Origin of the sequence: Bradyrhizobium sp. CB3481, from assembly GCF_029714305.1 — a bacterium.
Lineage (GTDB): Bacteria > Pseudomonadota > Alphaproteobacteria > Rhizobiales > Xanthobacteraceae > Bradyrhizobium.
On sequence record NZ_CP121647.1, the window covers coordinates 1,400,498 to 1,418,227 of the forward strand.

General features: G+C 62.8%; 16 protein-coding genes. 4 read left to right on the forward strand and 12 right to left on the reverse strand.

Going from position 1 to position 17,730, the window contains the following annotated elements; translation table 11 throughout:
• Positions 1-82: 82 nt before the first annotated feature.
• The 4 genes from QA643_RS06745 to QA643_RS06760 all read right to left on the reverse strand — a co-directional run bounded on the left by QA643_RS06745 (position 83) and on the right by QA643_RS06760 (position 4,578).
• The gene (locus tag QA643_RS06745; RefSeq protein ID WP_283032413.1) at positions 83-985 is read right to left on the reverse strand and encodes a carbohydrate ABC transporter permease; all 903 of its coding nucleotides are present in this window, start codon (positions 983-985) and stop codon (positions 83-85) included.
• The gene (locus QA643_RS06750; protein WP_283032414.1) at positions 978-1,934 is read right to left on the reverse strand and encodes a sugar ABC transporter permease; all 957 of its coding nucleotides are present in this window, start codon (positions 1,932-1,934) and stop codon (positions 978-980) included. Before QA643_RS06750 ends, QA643_RS06745 begins: the two co-directional genes overlap by 8 nt.
• A gap of 178 nt (positions 1,935-2,112) precedes the next feature.
• Positions 2,113-3,459 carry an extracellular solute-binding protein gene (locus tag QA643_RS06755; RefSeq protein ID WP_283032415.1) on the reverse strand — a complete coding sequence of 449 codons (1,347 nt, stop codon included), beginning with the start codon at positions 3,457-3,459 and terminating at the stop codon, positions 2,113-2,115.
• Between the two features lie 75 nt (positions 3,460-3,534).
• Positions 3,535-4,578, reverse strand: a complete 1,044-nt coding sequence (locus QA643_RS06760) for a C-terminal binding protein (RefSeq protein WP_283032416.1) — start codon at positions 4,576-4,578, stop codon at positions 3,535-3,537.
• Between the two features lie 241 nt (positions 4,579-4,819).
• On the opposite strand from QA643_RS06760, the gene QA643_RS06765 reads away from it, so the two are divergent.
• Positions 4,820-6,505 carry a methyl-accepting chemotaxis protein gene (locus QA643_RS06765; RefSeq protein ID WP_283032417.1) on the forward strand — a complete coding sequence of 562 codons (1,686 nt, stop codon included), beginning with the start codon at positions 4,820-4,822 and terminating at the stop codon, positions 6,503-6,505.
• 102 nt (positions 6,506-6,607) lie between these two features.
• Here the strand turns inward: QA643_RS06765 and QA643_RS06770 are convergent, their stop codons facing one another.
• From QA643_RS06770 to QA643_RS06785, 4 genes are all read right to left on the reverse strand, one after another.
• The gene (locus QA643_RS06770; RefSeq protein WP_349253257.1) at positions 6,608-8,143 is read right to left on the reverse strand and encodes an ATP-binding protein; all 1,536 of its coding nucleotides are present in this window, start codon (positions 8,141-8,143) and stop codon (positions 6,608-6,610) included.
• Positions 8,143-8,862, reverse strand: a complete 720-nt coding sequence (locus QA643_RS06775; protein WP_283032419.1) for a response regulator — start codon at positions 8,860-8,862, stop codon at positions 8,143-8,145. The genes QA643_RS06770 and QA643_RS06775 overlap by 1 nt, the downstream gene beginning before the upstream one ends.
• A gap of 1,019 nt (positions 8,863-9,881) precedes the next feature.
• Positions 9,882-10,808: a tripartite tricarboxylate transporter substrate binding protein gene (locus QA643_RS06780; protein ID WP_283034734.1), complete on the reverse strand. Its 927-nt coding sequence runs from the start codon at positions 10,806-10,808 to the stop codon at positions 9,882-9,884.
• Positions 10,809-11,066: 258 nt separating this feature from the next.
• Positions 11,067-12,002 carry a DMT family transporter gene (locus tag QA643_RS06785; RefSeq protein ID WP_283032420.1) on the reverse strand — a complete coding sequence of 312 codons (936 nt, stop codon included), beginning with the start codon at positions 12,000-12,002 and terminating at the stop codon, positions 11,067-11,069.
• 301 nt (positions 12,003-12,303) lie between these two features.
• On the opposite strand from QA643_RS06785, the gene QA643_RS06790 reads away from it, so the two are divergent.
• Entirely contained in the window at positions 12,304-12,705 is a 402-nt protein-coding gene (locus tag QA643_RS06790) for a DUF1330 domain-containing protein (protein WP_283034735.1), read from the forward strand.
• A gap of 11 nt (positions 12,706-12,716) precedes the next feature.
• Here the strand turns inward: QA643_RS06790 and QA643_RS06795 are convergent, their stop codons facing one another.
• Positions 12,717-13,325 (reverse strand): TetR/AcrR family transcriptional regulator, encoded by a 609-nt coding sequence (locus QA643_RS06795; protein ID WP_283032421.1) that lies wholly within the window; start codon positions 13,323-13,325, stop codon positions 12,717-12,719.
• 71 nt (positions 13,326-13,396) lie between these two features.
• Between QA643_RS06795 and QA643_RS06800 the strand changes: the two genes are divergently transcribed.
• Positions 13,397-13,801 carry a hypothetical protein gene (locus QA643_RS06800; protein WP_283032422.1) on the forward strand — a complete coding sequence of 135 codons (405 nt, stop codon included), beginning with the start codon at positions 13,397-13,399 and terminating at the stop codon, positions 13,799-13,801.
• 2 nt (positions 13,802-13,803) lie between these two features.
• Here QA643_RS06800 and QA643_RS06805 read toward each other — a convergent pair whose 3' ends face one another.
• From QA643_RS06805 to QA643_RS06815, 3 genes are all read right to left on the reverse strand, one after another.
• Positions 13,804-14,811: a tripartite tricarboxylate transporter substrate binding protein gene (locus QA643_RS06805; protein ID WP_283032423.1), complete on the reverse strand. Its 1,008-nt coding sequence runs from the start codon at positions 14,809-14,811 to the stop codon at positions 13,804-13,806.
• A gap of 67 nt (positions 14,812-14,878) precedes the next feature.
• Positions 14,879-15,787, reverse strand: a complete 909-nt coding sequence (locus QA643_RS06810; protein ID WP_283032424.1) for a VOC family protein — start codon at positions 15,785-15,787, stop codon at positions 14,879-14,881.
• Between the two features lie 53 nt (positions 15,788-15,840).
• Positions 15,841-16,836, reverse strand: coding sequence for a zinc-dependent alcohol dehydrogenase family protein (locus QA643_RS06815; protein WP_283032425.1), 996 nt, complete (start codon positions 16,834-16,836; stop codon positions 15,841-15,843).
• A gap of 111 nt (positions 16,837-16,947) precedes the next feature.
• Between QA643_RS06815 and QA643_RS06820 the strand changes: the two genes are divergently transcribed.
• Positions 16,948-17,649, forward strand: a complete 702-nt coding sequence (locus tag QA643_RS06820) for an FCD domain-containing protein (protein WP_283032426.1) — start codon at positions 16,948-16,950, stop codon at positions 17,647-17,649.
• Positions 17,650-17,730: the final 81 nt, after the last annotated feature.

Here is a 17,730-nt window from a genome sequence, read left to right on the forward strand (position 1 = left end):
TGCCTGAGTGGAGAGAGTCCCCACCCGGATCGCATCTTGCGATCCGACCTCCCCCGCAAGCGGGAGAGGTGACTCCGAGAGCCTACTCCTTCACCGCGCCTGTCAGCGACGACACGTAGTAATCCACGAATAGCGAGTAGAACAGCGCGACCGGCAGCGAGCCGAGCAGGGAGCCTGCCATCAGCGCGCCCCACTGGTAGACGTCGCCGGTGACGAGCTCGGTCAGGATCGCGACCGGCACCGTCTTGTTGGCGCCGCTTTGGATGAAGGCGAGCGCGTAGATGAACTCGTTCCATGACAGGGTGAACGAGAAGATGCCGGCCGAGATCAGGCCGGGCACCGCGAGCGGCAGCGTGATCCGCCGCAGGATCTGCAGCCTGGTGGCGCCGTCGACCAGCGCGCATTCCTCGAGCTCATAGGGGATCGACTTGAAATAGCCGATCAGGAGCCAGGTGCAGAACGGCACCAGGAAGGTCGGATAGACCAGGATCAGCGCCATCGGCGAATCGAACAGGCCGAACTGCACGATCACGGTGGCGAGCGGAATGAACAGGATCGAGGGCGGCACCAGATAGGCGAGATAGATGCCGAGCCCGACATAGGGGCTGCCGCGGAAGCGCAGCCGCTCGATCGCGTAGGCGGCGAGCGTCGAGGCGAACAGCGACAGGAAGGTCGAGCCGATCGCGACGAACATCGTGGTCTTCAGCCAGGTCGGATACGCCGTGTTGAACAGTAGATGCTTGATATGCGCCAGCGTCGGTGAGGAGATCCAGAACGGATTGTGCTCCTTGTAGTTCAAGAGCTCCGCGTTCGGTTTGAACGAGGTGATCGCCATCCAGTAGAACGGAAACAGCAGGATCAGCACGAAGCACGATAGCGGCAAATAGATCATCATCATCCGCCGTGCGCGGGAGTCCCACGACATCGTGTCGGGCGTGGCGCTGGCGACGTTGCTGTTGCCGGGCGAGGCGGCGACGTCAGTCATTGGCTTCTCCCTGCTGCCATTTGCGGCGCGCGAGGCCGAAGTAGCTGAACAGTGTTGCGAACACGAGGAATGGGATCATCGATACCGCGATCGCCGCGCCCTCGCCGAGCTCGCCGCCGGCGATGCCGCGCTGGAACGCGAGCGTTGCCAAGAGATGCGTGGAGTTGACCGGCCCGCCGCGGGTGATGGCGTAGACGAGCTGGAAATCGGTGAAGGTGAAGATGATCGAGAACGTCATGACGATGGCGAGGATCGGCATCATCATCGGCAGCGTGATGTAGCGGAAGCGCTGCCAGGCGGTGGCGCCGTCCAGCATCGCCGCCTCATAGAGCGACGGCGAGATGGTCTGCAGGCCCGCCAGCAGCGAGATGGCGACAAAGGGAATGCCGCGCCAGATGTTGGCGGCGATCAGCGAGAAGCGCGCCGGCCAGGGCGAACCGAGGAAGTCGATATTGGTCGAACGGATATGCAGCACGTCGACCAGAAGGTAGGAGATGATCGAGAACTGCGGATCGTAGATCCACCAGAACGCCAACGCCGACAGCACCGTCGGCACGATCCACGGCAACAGCACGATGGCGCGGAGCAGGCTCTTGAGCGGAAAGTGGTTGTTGAGCAAGAGCGCCAGCCAGAAGCCGAGCGCGAATTTCCCGATCGTCGCGATGCCGGTGTAGAAGATGCTGTAGAACACGGCATTCCACCACAAGGGATCCTTGAGCAGGTACTGGAAATTCTCCAGGCCGATGAAGATGCCACGCTGGCCGATGGTGGTGTCGGTGAAGGCGAGCCAGACACCGAGGCCGAGCGGATAGGTGAGAAATACGGTCAATAGCCCGATCGCGGGCGCCAGGCACATCACGATCAGGAACGGCTTGTAATCGAGCAGCCGCGCGATCCAGCCGGGTTGCCGGAGGGCTACGCCATGGGATGGTAGAGTTGTTACAGACATCGGACCCTTAATCTCGGTCTGATTTTCAAGGTCATTCCGGGGCGATGCGCAGCATCGAACCCGGAATCTCGAGATTTCCCGGTGCGCAACTTGCGCACCTGAGGTCTGGTGCTGCGCACCATCCCGGAATGACAGCGTGTCAATCGCTTCTCGCAATGACAGCCACTCTGTTCGGCTTCTACCGCCCCTGCCGCCGGAAATACCGCTTGCAGCGCTGCTCGGCTTCCGCGGCTGCAGCCTCCGGCGTCGAGGCACCGGTCGCAACCGCGGCGCACATCTGCACCAGAACGTAGTCCGCGTTGACGGCGCCGGTTGCCGTCGAGATCGGCCCCTTGTAGCCATCGTAATAGGTGCTGTTCATCGTGTCCTTGAAGATCTTGACCTTGGGGTCGCCGGACCAGACCGCGGCGTCGGCATAGGCGGCAAGTGGCTGGGACCAATAGCCGGAGTTGGCGTTGAGCCACGGCTCGTATTGTTCCTTTTCCAGCATGTACTGCAGGAATGCCTTTGCGGCGTTGGGATATTGGCTGTGCTTGAACACCATCGCGTTCAGCGTCAAGCCCGCCATCGGCGAAATCTTGGCGAGGCCTTTCGGCAAGAGCTGATGCTCGCTGTCCTCGGCGATCGCCTTGGTTGCCGGATCGTTCTTCAGCGAGAAATACAATGAGACGCCGTTGGCGGTGAGCGAGATTTCCTGCGAGGAATAGGCGCGATTGTTGCTGACGTCGTTCCACGACGGCGTGCCGGCGATGAAGGTCGGGTAAATTTCCTTGACCCATTTCAGCGCGGCGATGGTCTCCTTGCTGTTGATGACGACGTTGCCCTCTTCATCGAGCAGGGAGGCGTTGTGCGACCACAGCACCCAGTTGGCGAAGCCGTTGCCGTCGCCCCTGGCGTTGCCGAGCGCAAAGCCCGCGGGCTTGCCTGTCTTTTGCAGCTTGCGGCAAAGATCGAGAATCCCGGCGTGGTCTTCAGGCACCTTGTCGAAGCCGACCGATTGCAGCACCGATTTACGGTAGATCAAGGGGCCCGCGCTGGCGCCAAACGGCAATCCGATCCAGGCATTGCTCTTGTTGCGCATGCCGTATTTTTTCGCCAGCGGCTGCCAGCCGCCATAGCGCTTGCCGAGATAGTCGGCGACGTCGGTCAGCTCGATCAGCTTGTCGACATAGATGTGCGGGGCATCGGAGAAGCCGATGATGATGTCGGGTCCGGCACCGGAATTCGAGGTCACCGCGGTTTGCTGGTTGATGTCTTCCCAGCCGACGAAATCGACCTTGACCTCGACGCCCGTCTCCTTGGTGAACTTCGCCGCATTGGCGCGGAATACGTCCTCGTCCGCCTGCACGAAGCGCACCGGGCGCAGCATGCGCAAGGATGCGCCTTTCTCGATCTCAAGCTTGGGGGCAGGAACGTCGGCGGCCTTGATGCTGGATGCGGTCTGGGCGGAAGCGCCGGTCGCCGCCAGCGCGGCGGCGGATGCCCCCAATACCAGCGCCTCACGACGGGTGATGTCGTTCTTCATTATTTCTCTCCCTAAAATCGGTTCCCGGCGTTGAATCGCCGGTGAACCCTGTCGTTCGAAAACGCTTCGGCGGCGCTAGCTGTTCGGACCGCGATCCATGCTGACAGGTTGCCAGCGGCGGAGCGAGGTCGTTTGCAGCACCGACGGATTGACGCAGCTTACCGGCCACATCCCCTGCAGGACCAGTGACAATTCGTAGCCCACACGGCGCTTGCGCGCTTCGTCAAAACGTGCCGAGGCCGACGCCACATGGGCTGTCAGGGTAACGTTTTCCATCGAGAGCAGCGGGTTGTTGTGCGATGGCGGTTCCTTTTCCAGCACGTCGAGCGCGGCATGCGCGATCCAGCCTTCCTGCAGCGCCTTGATCAGCGATTCCTCGTCCACGGTGGCGCCGCGGCCGGTGTTGATGAACACGGCGGAATTTTTCATCTGACGGAAATGCTTCTCGGTGAGCATGTGATGCACCTCGGGCCGCGCCGGCGCATGCATCGAGACGAAATCCGACTGCTGCAGCACCTCGTTCAGCGTCGCCGGAATCACGCCGTGATCGTACATCAGCGTTTCCTGGATGAAGGGGTCGTAGGCCATCATGCGCAGCCCGAACGGGGCGGCGCGCTTGGCGACCGCGCGGGCCACGCGCCCGAACGAGATGAAGCCGAGCGTCTGGCCCATCAGCCGCGGGATCTTCAACAGCGCCGGGCGGCCTTCCGACCAGCGGCCGGTACGCACCATCTTGTCCTGCTCGACCAGGCGCCGAAAACCCGCCAGCAGCAGCATCATGGCGTGGTCGGCGACCTCCTCGATGAAGGTGTCGGGGATGTTGGTGACGGGAATGCCGCGGGCAGTGGCGGCCTTGACGTCGACCGAGTCGACGCCGACGCTGCCGAGCGTGATCACCTTGCAGTTTTGCAAGCTGTCGATGACCGTTTTGGTGATCGGCATGCCCTTGGCGTAGATCGCATCAGCGGTTTTCGCGGCGGCAATGAATTCGGCCTCGTTGGCCGGCGCCTCGATGATTTCGGCGCCGATCGGATCGAGCGCCTCCTTCTCATAATCGTAGCCGCCGCCGGCGACCGTGAAGCTCGCGCCCTTCGGCGTCACCACCCTGAATTTCGGCATTTCCTGCTCTCCCGATTTGATCTTCGGTGTTGATTTCAGGCGGCGGGCGCCGCCACTTTCTTACGCAACTTCACCTTTTACGCGACCTGATGCGATCCTGCTACAATCGCCGGTTGCTTTCGAAACGTAAAGCGCCGTCTTCCGCTGGCCGTCGTAACAAAGCGCTAAAGGGTCTCACGATAGTGTGCCGAAAATCAATCGGCCAATTCGCGCGCCCCGCGTCCATTTTCCGGAGACTCCCGTGAAGCTCACCAATCTCAAGATCACCCCGAAGCTCGGCATTCTGGTGGGCGTGACCCTGCTTGGGCTGTGCGCCGCCGGCGTGCTTGCGGGCTATCTGATGCAGCGTGAGATGGTGAATGCGCGGATCGAGCAGACCAGGGCGATCGTCGACATGGCGCGCAACATGGCGCTCGGGCTGCAGAAGCAGGTCGCCGCCGGCCAGATGACCAAGGATCAGGCGATTGCCGAGTTCTCCAAGCGCGGCAACACGCTGACCTTCGACAACGGCAACGGCTATGTGTTTGCCTATACGATGGACGGCGTCGCCGTGCTGGCCCCGGTTCCCAGCCAGATCGGCCAGAACCGCATGGATATCGACACCGGCGGCCGCAAGCTGGTGCGCGAGCTGCGCGACGGCGTCGCCGCCAACGGCGAAGTCATGCTGCGCTATGAATTCCGCAAGCCCGGACAGGAGGAACTCATCCGGAAATTCTCCTATGCGGTTGCGATCCCCGGCTGGAACATGTTCGTCGGCACCGGCGCCTATCTCGATGACCTCGACGCCAAGATGAAACCGCTGGCGACGTTGCTCGCCCTTGCCGTGCTCGGCATCGCCCTCGTTGCCGGCAGCATCGCCTGGACGATCGGGCGCAGCATTAGCAAGCCGCTCGGCCAGCTTGGCGCCCGCATGCAGGATCTTGCCGAGGGACGGCTCGACGGCGAAATTCCCGGCATCGGCCGCGGCGACGAGATCGGCGCGATGGCCGCGACTGTCCAGATCTTCAAGGACAACGCGGTGCGGATGCGCGGGCTGGAACACAAGGAAGCCGAGGTGCAGGCGCGCGCCGAGGCCGAACGGCGCGCGGCGATGGAGAGCATCGCCAGCGATTTCGAGCGCAGCGTCACCGGCATCGTTCGCTCGGTTTCGACCGCGGCCGCCGGCATGCAGACCACCGCGCAGTCCATGACTTCGACCGCCAGCGACGCCAGCGCGCGGGCGGCGACCGTCGGCGCGGCCTCGCAGCGTTCGTCCGACAATGTCGGCACGGTCGCCTCGGCCGCGGAGGAGCTGTCGAGCTCGGTGACGGAGATTTCCCGCCAGGTGACGCGCTCCAGCGAGATCGCCGCCAAGGCGGTCAGCGATGCCGAGCGCACCAACGCCACCGTCGGCGCGCTCTCGACCGGCGCCGAAAAGATCGGCGAGGTCGTCAAGCTGATCCACTCGATTGCCGCCCAGACCAACTTGCTGGCGCTCAACGCCACCATCGAGGCGGCGCGCGCCGGCGATTCCGGCCGCGGCTTTGCCGTCGTCGCTTCCGAAGTAAAGGCGCTTGCCAACCAGACCGCAAAGGCGACCGAGGAAATCTCCGCGCAGGTAGCGGCGATGCAGTCGTCCACCAGCGAGGCGGTCGCCTCGATCGGCGGTATCTCCGAGACCATCGCGCAGATGAGCGAGATCACGGTGTCGATCTCGACCGCCGTCGAGCAGCAGGGCGGCGCCACCCGCGAGATCGCCCGCAACATCCAGTCGGTGGCGGCCGGATCGAACGAAATCTCCGCCCATATCGGCGGTGTCACCACCGCGGCGGAAGCCACCGGCAAGGCAGCGACGGACGTGCTGACCAGCGCCCGCGAACTCGATACACAATCGGGCATGCTGCGCAGCGCCGTGGACGAGTTTTTGGTCAAGGTGCGCGCGGCGTAGGGCGCGCACTGATTTGCAGTGCGAAGTGAAGGCCATCGTCCATAACAATTGATGCGCGCGCTGATCCCTCCGGACTTCGCGCATCGGCGTTCTGCAGGGCGATCAATATGATTTCGACGCGCGCTGCAAGATCGTGGCCACCGACGAAGGTTTTGCCGATTCGAGAACGTTGGTAACGTCCTTCGCCGCTGCGACTGCGATCGGTCGGCCGACGGAAGGCGGCCCGCTATCCAGCGCTGGCAAGCTAATGGCCGCGTGTAGTCCCTTTTTCTGGTTGATGAAGGCGATATCGCCGCCGTGGTGGCGGACAATAGACCGGGCAATGGAAAGGCCGAGACCTACGCCTCCGGTTTCGCGGTTCCGCGAACTCTCCATCCGGAAAAACGGCGTAAAAACCTGCTCCTTGGCGGAGTCGGGAATCCCGGGTCCATCGTCCGAAACGATGATTTCGATACTATCTGCTCGTCTCTCCACGCTGACGCGCGCACGCTCACCATAACGAATGGCATTTTCGACGAGGTTACGGCATGCGCGGCGCAGCGCGTCTGGTCGGCAGCTGTAGCTGATCTTCTGTCCCTCGGAGAAAGAGACGTCATAACCGAGTTCGGCGAGATCGTCGCAGAGACTTTCCACGAGCGCCGAGAGATCCACGGTCCGCGTGTCTTCGGCGGTTGCGTCTTCGCGAGCGAATGCGAGGGTCGCCTCCGTCATCGTCTGGATCTCGGTAATGGTGGAGAGCATTTTCTCGCGGACGTCGCCGTCGGGCACGAATTCTGCGCGCAAGCGGAGCGAGGTCAGAGGTGTGCGAAGATCATGGCCGATGGCGGCCAGCATTCTGGTGCGGTCGTCAACAAAACGATGCAGGCGCGCTTGCATGCGATTGAATGCCTCGGCAGTGCGTCGGATGTCGTCGGGTCCGGTTTCCGGCAGCGGCACGATCTCCTGACCACGACCGAGGGCCTCGGCCGCAACGGCGAGCCGGCGCAATGGTCGCGCGATGCCTCGAGCGGCGAATACGGCAATGATCGACAACGACAACGCCGAAAGGCCGAGCGCCAGGGTGGATTTGGAGGTCCAGAAGCCGTCTTGTGCGGGTTTGGCAAATGCAGTGTTCAGCCATGCACCGTTCGCCAACCGAACGGCCAATCCCATGCCGGTGGCGTCATCGAGATAAAGAAATTTCGCTGGTCGAGACAGTGGCCAAGCTTCCGGCTTTAGGTCGATCCATTGTGAGGAGGTGGCGCTGCTACTGCTGGCAGTGTTCCGGGCGAAATCCGCTCTCACCTCGGCGGGCACGCTGTGGCCGGGAAAGGATACGCGCGGCAATGGCTGCGCCAAGCGCTCCCATGCCTCCTCTCGCCACGCGGAGGCATCCTTCAAACCATTGGTCGATATCCAATATCTCGCTGAACTGGTGTTACTGGCATTAAGGATGTCGGTCTGCAGCGCCGGAGGTGTCGCTTCCAAGACTCGGGCGAGCGAGGCGCAGCGGCTGAGTATCTCGCCCTTGGCGGCCTTCCGAATCGCCTGCCCATGCTCATCCCAGGAAATGAAGAACACGATTGCTTGCGACAGCACGAGGGACAGCAGCGTGAAACAGATGAAACGTGCCGCAAGACTACGCTTCCACAAGCTCATCATGGTTGCTCGACCTGTGCGGCGAGGCTGTATCCACCGCCCCAGTGAGTCTTGATCAATGCGGGTGTTTTCGGGTCAGCCTCGATCTTCTTCCGCAAGCGGCTGACTTGATTGTCAATGCTCCTGTCGAATGGATCGGCATCCCGGCCGACCGTCAGGTCGAGAAGCTGATTGCGGCTGAGTACCAGGCCAGGATGGTCAAGAAATGCACATAACAGGCGGAACTCCGCCGTGCTGAGCGGCACAGCAACGCGGTCGTCGCCCATCAACTCGCGCCGGTTGACGTCAAAGGTCCATCGATCAAAACGTACGACCTTGGTCGCAAGCCGGCCCTTCTGCGGCGGCAGGCTTTGGACTCGTCGAAGCACTGCCTTGATACGTGCGAGAAGTTCGCGGGGATTGAACGGCTTGCTCACATAGTCATCGGCACCTACTTCCAGGCCGACGATTCGATCGGTTTCCTCAGCCATCGCAGTCAACAGGATAACGGGAAGGTCTGTGGTGCTGCGCAGATGGCGGCAGAGGGACAGTCCGTCCTCGCCCGGCATCATGACGTCAAGAACCACCAGGTCCAGAGCACTTCGTTCGAGCAAACGGCGGAGTGCAACAGCGCTCTCCGCAAGGCTGATGCGGTAGCCATGCTGTATCAAGTACTTGCCGACCAGATCGCGAATATCGCGATGATCGTCCACTACGGCGATGTGAGGTGCCGAGTCCATCTAGTTTGCTCCGTGCCGGATCATACTGAAGTCCCGCACCCAACCCATCGAAAAAGTGTAACAGAATGTATCGGGCGCGTATGATCGACCGAAATCAAATGCTTGTGGCTGGCTTCACTATGCGTCGTGGCATCGGGATCGCACGATCCCGATGCCGGCCGATCCGAGCGGGAACCGTCCTCATGGGGTATGATTCCCCGATCTGGCTGAAACAATTTAGGCACAAGCTGTCGCAGAACGTTGTCCCGGTGAGCCATCTTTGTCGCGAATTGTCGCAAACTGGCATGGCTGCTCAGACTTGATACAACTTAAGGAGCAGCATTGAGAGCAAGGTAATGAAGAGGATGAGACGAGTAGCCATCACCGAAGCCGCAATTGTCGCGAACTATCCAATGCAATATTCGTGAGACAGATCGCGACAATTTCCAGTGGTCGTCGGCAAAGTTCTGCGACATCCGGACCTCATCGTACGCTCGCTCAACGAAGGAGCGTTATATGTACGATGCGATGCACGCCGTTTCCCGCGGGGCCGTTCCGGAGATCTTGAAAGGCTCATCGGCCGAGGGCGATGAAGATCACACTACACCGAAGCGAATGTTGCTTGGCAGAGCCGCAGCGCGGATAGGTTGGTTGCTCGTTCTCGTGTTGCGTAACACCTCGGCCTCAACCACCCCTCTTGACCTGATGTACCGTGGGGATGGTGTGGTTGTTTCGCGCCTCGTGACGGAGGACGACTGTTTGACGTCCGAGCAGAATCCCAAGTTCGTGTGCAGAGTGCCCGATTCTACTTCTTGCGGGCCATGTCTTCGTGTCGGTCACAAAAGCTCGTCCTCGGCCGATCAGCCTGACTGCCGTCGCATACAAACAAGATGACGTCTTGCCCGAGCCGGTTTGAAGTCGCGACGCGTCGCCGCGCCGCTGCAACGTTTGAATGGCACGATATGGGTCGCATGATTCGAGACGGCGCTGCGCACCTCCCCACCATGAACGTTTGATAATTGTTTACGCAGCGGTCTCGCCTACTGCTTCTCAATCCCCGCGGCGGTGATCAGCTTCTCCCACACCACGAGCTGCTCTTTCACGAAGGCGTCAAACTCTTCCGGCGTGCCGGAGAACGCCTCCATGCCGCGTTCGGCGAGTTGGCTCTTGATGTCGGGCCGCTCGACCACCTTGCGGATTTCCGTGTTCAGCTTCGTGACGATATCCTTCGGCATATTGGCCGGGCCGAAATAGCCCTGCCATGACGTGATATCAAAACCCTTCACCGTGTCGTCCATGGTCGGAAGCTCCGGCAGCAGCGCCGAGCGCTTCTTGGTCGTCACCGCCAGCGCCTTCAGCGCCTTGGCGTTGACGTGCGGCAGGCCGGTCGGCACGTCGATGAACATCATGGAGACGCGGCCGGCAATCAGGTCGGTCAGCGCCGGCGGCGAGCTCTTGTAGGGAACGTGCAACAGATCGATGCCGGCCAGCCGGGCGAAGGTCGCGCCGGCGACGATCGCCGCCGAAGAGCCGCTGGCATAGGTGTATTTGCCCGGCTCCTTCTTGGCCAGCGCGATCAGCTCGGCGACGGAGTTCGCTGGAATGTCCGGATGGATCACGAGCATGAAGGGCAGGTCGCCGGTGCGCGCGATCGGCGTGAAGTCCTTGACCGGGTCGTAGGTCATGTTCTTGAGCAGATATGGATTGGCCGAGTGCGACGTGTTGGTCGTCACGAACAGCGTGTAGCCGTCGGGCGCGGAGCGCGCGACAAAGCTCGCTGCGATCGAGCCGTTGGCGCCGGCCTTGTTCTCGATCACCATGCCGGTGCCGAGCGCGGTGCCGAGCTCCTTCGAAATGATGCGCGTGGTGGTGTCGGTGCCGCTGCCGGCCGCGAAGGGCAGCACCAGCGTGATGGTGCGGCTCGGGTAGGGCGCCTGCGCGGCGGCTGTGGCGACCATCGCCAGCATCAGGGGAGCCGCTGCCGCGACTGGCCGGTACCGTTTCCATAACGCGAACATGTAGTCGTTTCCTCGTTTGTTCTTATGTTGAATTGGCCGGCAAGCTAGCCTGCCCCCGGACAAAGTGGAAGCCGGTGCGCCGCCAAGGCCCAGCTCGTGCCCCGGGGCGCAGCGCAGCACGCAAGTGGTGCGCTGCTGAACCGGGGCCTACTGGGTCCCGGCTCTGCGGCGCAGCGTTACACGCTGCACCGCGTCCGGGACAAGAGACTATTTCTTCGCCGAAGCCCGCCGCGAGGCGATCACTACCCCGGCCAAAACGAGCGCATAGCCCACGAGATGGAATAAGCGCAACTGCTCGCCGAGCAAAAGGATCGCCATCGCCGAACCGAATACCGGCACCAGATGGAAGAACGGCGCGGCACGGTTGGGCCCGATCAGCGCCAGCCCGCGGTTGAAGAACAGATAGGCCAGCGTCGAGGGAAAGATCACGGCATAGCCCAGCGTCGCCATCGAGATCATGTCGAACTTCAGCGTGGCGCCAGTCGAATATTCCCAGATCGAGAACGGTACCAGCATCATCGCCCCGCAGCAGGTGGTGAACGAGATCAGCGACAGCGCATGGGTCACCGGCCGGCGCGGGATCAGCGCCGAATACAAGCCGAACGACACCAGCGAGCTCGCAAACATCAGGTCGCCGCGGTTGAAGCTGATGCTCGCAAGCGCGCTGAAATCGCCGCGCAGGATGATGGTCAGGACGCCCAGAAGCGAGATGGTGATGCCGGCAAGCTGCGCGCCGGTCAGGCGTACCCCGAACAGCGCCAGCGACCACAGCGCGACGAACAGCGGCCCGGCCGACTGGATCAGAAGCGCGTTCAGCGCCTCGGTATATTGCAGGGCCCAATAGGAGATCGCGTTGTTGTAGGCGAAGCCGACGAACGACAGGAACAGCATCATCGGCAGATGCGCGCGCAGCACCGGCCAGTCCTGCTTCAAATGCGGCCAAGCGAACGGCAGCAGGATCAGGAAGGTGCCGATCCAGCGCACGCAGGATAGCGTCAGCGGCGGCACGTGCCCGGCGACATGGCGCGCCAGCACGATGTTGCCGGCCCAGAACAGCGAGGTCAGGCTCAGCAAGAGATAAGGCTGGTTGGTCAGCCACCGGACCGGTTGGAAGGCAGGCGGCGCTGGTGCGGGCTTGGTCATGTCGCGGAGCGGAATAGGGCCGGATTTTCCGCCACGCGACAAGTCCTGTGGGCGCAATGCTACAATGCTCTGTGCATTGCGCTTTGGCCAGTGAGCAGCGCTGTAGCGGCACCCCTCACTGTCATACTCCGCGAAAGCGGGGTATCCAGTACGCCGCGGCTTCTCGATCGACCGCGAACGTCTCTGGAATACTGGATCACCCGCTCCAGGGCGCAATTGCGCACAAGGCGGGTGACGACAGTCTTCGTGTGGATGGATGATGGACAAGCACTCCCATCTCGCCGATGCGGCAGGAGCAATCATGGGCGTCGATCTCTTGAACGTACGAGGCCTTGCGGGGCTGGACCAGCACGCCCCTGTAGTCATGCTGAACCTGATGCGGTTCCGCGAGCGTTCGCTCGATGGCGATGGCTCAGGCTGGGACGCCTACCTGCGCTACAGCGCGCTCACCGTGCCGATGATCAAGGCGCGCGGCGGCACGTTGCTGTGGACTGGCGACGCCAAGACGGTCGCGCTCGGACGCGAAGCCGGCAATACCTGGGACTATCTGGCGCTGGTGTATTACCCGACCGTCGCCGCCTTCATCGACATGATGACATCAGCCGATTACGAAAGCCGCTGTGACCCGCACCGCACCAACGGCTGCGCTGAGCACGTGATCATTGTTACCAGGGAAGCCTACAGCAAGTTCAAGATCATGTAGCTCCGAACAGGCTAGCGCGATACCGGCTCGATCGCGGCGCGGCAGGCCGATTGCATGAGCTGACAGACTTCGTTGGCCGGCCGCCCGCGGCACAACATCGCGAACATCGGGTAGCTCGTCAGCGCAAAGAGCATGTCGACGGCGCCCTCGCGCGCGCGGCGCGATGCGGTCTTTGCGGCGATACGCCTCACCAGCATCCTGACCAGCTTTCGGCGCCGCTCGTTGCGTTCGAGCAGCGCCTCTGCAAATTCGGGATCGGTCGCCATCGCTTCGTGGAGGCGGCCAATGGCGGCGTCTCTGGCCCAGAAGCCGCAGAAGATTTCGACCACGCGCTCCAGCGCCATCAGCGGGTCCGGCATCGCCATGGCATCGGCGATTTCATGAAGCCCGCCCTGGCGGGCGATGTCGTCGAACACTGCCTCGAGCAGGCCGCGCCGTGATCCGAACTGGTTGTACACGGTCAGTCGCGTCACGCCGGCAGCCTTTGCCACCGTGTCCAGCGAAAACCGCGCGATGCTCGCGTCCTCGCGCAGCGATTTCGCTGCGGCTTCGATGACGCGATCGCGCTTCTCTGCCGCAGCGGCCGACCGCACGGAACTCACATAAGCGCGCTTCTTCATTCACCCGCCATTCTTTTGACCAATTGAATATACAATATGTATATTGAATTTCAGCATCCGGAGCGACGCCCATGCAGATCCCCCTCATCATAACCCTGTCCCTTCACGTGTTGTCATCGGTGTTCTGGGCAGGATCGAGCTTTACGCTGGCGCGCACCGGCGGCGCCTGCGGCGAGCAGTTGTTTGGACCGCAAATGGGCGCTGCGACCGTCACGATCCTGACCGGCGCCTATCTCGGACATTCCGTTCATGCCGGCACCTTCGGTACTGCCGAGCAGATCCTGGCCGTGGGGGCGCTCGCCGCGCTGGTTGCCGCTGCCGTTCAGGGCGCGATCGGCGGCCGCGCGATCCGAAGCTTGCGCAATGGGAAAGCCGCGGAGGCCGATGCGCGCTCGCGCATTGCCACTGCCCAGCGCATCGCGGCCGTCTTGCTAGCGGTGACGGCCGCGTGCATGGGAGCGGCGCGTTATGCGTAAGGTCAGATCCGCGGGATGCCGGCGTCGTTGATGACCTTCGACCATTTGGCGGTTTCGGACGTAATCAGCGCCCGCATTTCCTCCGGCGTACTGCCGCGGACCTCGCCGCCGGTTGCCGTCTCCAGCGCGGTCTTGACCGCGGGATCGGCCAGCATCGACTGGATTTCCGCCTGCAGTCGCTTGGCGATCTCCGGCGGCGTGCCCTTCGGTGCCACCAGCCCGGCCCAGGTGCGGACGTCGAAACCGGCGATGCCGGCTTCCTGAACCGTAGGCACGTTCGGCAGCAGCTTTGTGCGGGCGGGCGAGGTGACGGCAAGGCCGCGAATGGTGCCGCCTTCGATCTGGCTGGCGAGCAGCACGGTGGTTCCAACGATCACCGGAACGTCGCCGGCGAGCAGGGAAGTCACCGTCAGCGAGTCGCCGCGATAGGGGACGTGCACCATCCTGGTGCCGGCTGTGATGTTCAAGAGTTCGCCGGCGAGGTGATGCGTGCTGCCGAAACCGACTGAGCCGTAGCTCAGCGCGTCGGGCTTGGCTTTCGCCATCGCAATCAGCTCCGCCAGCGTCTTTGCCTGATGGTCGGCGCGCACCGCGACCACCAGTGCGTAGTACACCATCGTCGAGAGCATATCGAAGCTGTCGGTAGGGTTATAGGCGAGCTGCTTGTAGAGCGCGCCCGAGATTGCGTGGGCCCCCGTGATAAGCCCAATCGTGTAACCATCAGGTGCGGATTTGGCGACGGCATCCGCGGCGAGGTTGCCGCCAGCGCCGGGCTTGGCTTCCACGATCACCGGCTGCCCCAACCGCTTGGACAGCCCTTCCGAGACGATGCGCGCCATGGTGTCGGCGGCGCCGCCGGCCGCAAAGCCATGCAGCAGCCGGATCGGCCGGTTGGGATAGGTTTGCGCGGCGGCAACGGAGGGCATCAGGCATATCAGGCCGAGCGCCGCAATAGCGATGCAGCGCATGGCGAGCCATCGTCCGCGCAGGACGTTCAACGATCGAACCATCTGTTTCATCCCTAAATGTTTTGCTTTTCTTGAACGTCAGCTCCGGCTTCTGTTGGCGCGAGCGCGATTACTTCACGCCGCGCATCGCCGGAGAAAATTCGCTTGCTTCCTTGGCCGGGCCGACGCCCCAGACGTCGCGCGGCAGGCCGACCCAGGTCTTCGGCCGCTGCGGCCGGTCGCGGTGCCAGGGACGCGGCTCGAAATAGCCGAGCTCCTCGTCGAGCATCACGTCCATGCTGTAATAGAGCTCGATCAGATGGCGATCGGGATCGTAGTGATAGACTGCCACGTTATGGCCGGGCCCGTGGCGAACCGGGCCCCAGAGAATCTGAACGCGGTTGCGCCCGAGCAGGTCGCAGGCCTGATGCATGTGCGAGGCGTCGCGCAGCTCGAAGGCGATATGGTGCAGGCGGCCGTCGGTGCCGCGGGCGAAATTCATCGCGTGGTGCTCGGGTCCGCAGCGCATGAAGACGAAATTTTGCTCGATGCGGTCGGAGACGCGGAAGCCGAGCACGTCGCCGAAGAACTTTGCGGTTCGCTCCGGATCGGGCGAATGCAACGCGACGTGGCCGAGTTTTGCCACCGCAAGACCGCGGATCGGCTCGACCGCCTTGCAGAACCCCCAACGGGAGAACAGTTCGATCCGGTGCCCGTCCGTATCGTCGAACAGCAGCGATTTCGCGATGCCGGGCGCGGTATCGCTCCTGATCTCAGAGGCGATGCCGTGGCTTGCCAGCGATTTCTGCAGCTCGGCCGGCTCGAGGCCCGGCGCCACCTCATAGGCGATCGAGGTCAGTTGCGAGGCGGCGCCGCGTTCGAGCACCAGCGTCAGCTCGTCGGATTCGGTGCCGAGCAGGATGCGGCCGTCGCCGCGGGCGATAACGCCGAGCCCGATGATGGACTGGTAATAGTCGAGCTGCGCCTTGATGTCAGCCGTGGTGAAGGTGGCGTGTCGCAGCCGTTTGACCTTGATCATCTCATGACCTCGTGAACTGGTGTATCGGCCGGGGCGAAGGCATCGCGCGCCGCTCAACCCGGGATCATCACGATCTTGCCGAACGCGGTGCCGGAATCGAGCAGTTCATGCGCGGCGCGCACTTCCGAAAGCTTGAAGCGCCTAAAGATCGAGGGGCGGATCGTACCGTCGGCAAGATGGCCGATCACCGTTCGCATGATCTCGCGCCGGCCTTCGCGGTCGTGGTCGTAGATGTGAAAGGAAAAGCAGCGGATCGCGGGGCAGATATCGAGATATTTCCGCATCTCGCCCATCGCGTTCTCCGTCGGCAGGCCGGCAAATGCGTTGTAGGAGACGAGCGTGCCCCATTTGTCGAGCGCGCCGAGGTACGAATAGAACTCCGGGCCGCAGACGTGGTCGAGCACGAGGCTGACGCCGCGTCCGCCGGTCAGCGCCCTTGTGCGGCCGACGACGTCCTCATCGCGATAGAAGATGATCTCGTCGGCGCCCATCTGTTTTGCGAAGGCGGCCTTCTCGCGCGTCGAGACCGTCCCGATCGCCGTCATGCCGGCGAGCTTTGCGAACTGCACCAGCGAGGTTCCGACGCCGCCGGCGGCGCCGACGATGAGGGCGGAGTGAGGCGGCGTGCTGGCGCCGCATCGGTGCAGCAGCGCCCAGGCGACCTGGTAGTTCGGCAGGCAAACGGCGTCCTCGAACGCAACGTTGTCGGGCAGCAGGTGCACCGCATCGGCGGGCGCCGCGACATATTCGGCGTAGCAGCCGCCGCGCTGGGCGAGGTCGCGCGCGCTCAACAGCACCCGCTGGCCCACGGCAAGCCCGCTCACGTTAGTGCCGACAGCTTCGAGGATACCGGCGACGTCGTTGCCGGGATTGGCCGGCAGCGGCGGCATCCATTTGTAGGCGCCGCTGCGGATCAGCCTGTCCGGCTGGCCGACGCCAAAGGCCTGCGCCCGGATCAGAACGTCCCGCTCGCCGAGATCAGGCATCGGCACTTCGGCATAGTCGAGCGCCTCCGGCCCCCCAGGGCGATGCACCAGTACAGCCTTCATGCGGCCGGCCTCCCCAAAATCAGTATTTTCGAAAATATCTCCTATTGCGAAAATTATTGCAACGGGATTCTTTTGAGGTAGGATCGCGGCTCCGGATTGCGAGAAGAATCAATGACAACGACAGCCCTCAAGGCGCGCAAGGAATTCGGCAAGACGCTCGCTTCCGACATCGCCCACCGGCTGCGCAACGAGATCGTCACCTGCCAGCTCAAGCCGAATGAATCGCTCAAATTCGATGCGCTGCGGCTGTCGTTCGGGGCAAGCTTCACGACGCTGCGCGAAGCCCTGACATTGCTTGTCGCGGAGGGGCTGGTCGTCGCTGAGGAGCAGCGCGGCTACAAGGTTGCGCCGGTGACGCTGGAAGATCTGCACGACCTGACCCATGCCCGCATCCTGATCGAGGTCGATCTGATGCGCCGCTCGATCGAGAAGGGCGACGACGACTGGGAAATAAGGGTCATTTCGTCACTTCACCGGCTCGCCAAGATCGAGGAGCGGGCCCCGGAAGATTATGCGACCAATGTCGAATGGAAGATGGCGCACCGTCAGTTCCATGAAGCCTTGGTCTCGGCGTCGGGCTCGCCTACACTGCTTGCCGTGCGCAACTCGCTGTTCGATCGTGCAGAGCGCTATCGCAATCTCTCGGCCATGTACCGGCCGCGGCCCCGCGACAAGGCCGGTGAACACCGCGCGCTGATGCAGGCCGCGATCGGCCGCAATGCGGATCAGGCCTGCGATCTGATCGCGAGCCATATAAAGACCACGTCCGACAACGTCGCCAAATACGCCGCCGGCGTCATCAGCGCCATCTGATTGCCGGCGACCTGGCGGACGCCGCTCCTCTCTCACAAAAGCTCGGCATTGCCCTCCGCGGCGACGGATTTCTGTTGCACT

Coding starts and splice junctions, on each gene's coding strand:
- QA643_RS06820 (WP_283032426.1), top strand. CDS start 16,948: ATGACAACGACAGCCCTCAAGGCGCGCAAGGAATTCGGCAAGACGCTC.
- QA643_RS06780 (WP_283034734.1), bottom strand. CDS start 10,808: ATGCTGGCGATGGTCGCCACAGCCGCCGCGCAGGCGCCCTACCCGAGC.
- QA643_RS06815 (WP_283032425.1), bottom strand. CDS start 16,836: ATGAAGGCTGTACTGGTGCATCGCCCTGGGGGGCCGGAGGCGCTCGAC.
- QA643_RS06785 (WP_283032420.1), bottom strand. CDS start 12,002: ATGACCAAGCCCGCACCAGCGCCGCCTGCCTTCCAACCGGTCCGGTGG.
- QA643_RS06745 (WP_283032413.1), bottom strand. CDS start 985: ATGACTGACGTCGCCGCCTCGCCCGGCAACAGCAACGTCGCCAGCGCC.
- QA643_RS06770 (WP_349253257.1), bottom strand. CDS start 8,143: ATGAGCTTGTGGAAGCGTAGTCTTGCGGCACGTTTCATCTGTTTCACG.
- QA643_RS06750 (WP_283032414.1), bottom strand. CDS start 1,934: ATGTCTGTAACAACTCTACCATCCCATGGCGTAGCCCTCCGGCAACCC.
- QA643_RS06795 (WP_283032421.1), bottom strand. CDS start 13,325: ATGAAGAAGCGCGCTTATGTGAGTTCCGTGCGGTCGGCCGCTGCGGCA.
- QA643_RS06805 (WP_283032423.1), bottom strand. CDS start 14,811: ATGGTTCGATCGTTGAACGTCCTGCGCGGACGATGGCTCGCCATGCGC.
- QA643_RS06810 (WP_283032424.1), bottom strand. CDS start 15,787: ATGATCAAGGTCAAACGGCTGCGACACGCCACCTTCACCACGGCTGAC.
- QA643_RS06755 (WP_283032415.1), bottom strand. CDS start 3,459: ATGAAGAACGACATCACCCGTCGTGAGGCGCTGGTATTGGGGGCATCC.
- QA643_RS06790 (WP_283034735.1), top strand. CDS start 12,304: ATGGGCGTCGATCTCTTGAACGTACGAGGCCTTGCGGGGCTGGACCAG.
- QA643_RS06775 (WP_283032419.1), bottom strand. CDS start 8,862: ATGGACTCGGCACCTCACATCGCCGTAGTGGACGATCATCGCGATATT.
- QA643_RS06800 (WP_283032422.1), top strand. CDS start 13,397: ATGCAGATCCCCCTCATCATAACCCTGTCCCTTCACGTGTTGTCATCG.
- QA643_RS06760 (WP_283032416.1), bottom strand. CDS start 4,578: ATGCCGAAATTCAGGGTGGTGACGCCGAAGGGCGCGAGCTTCACGGTC.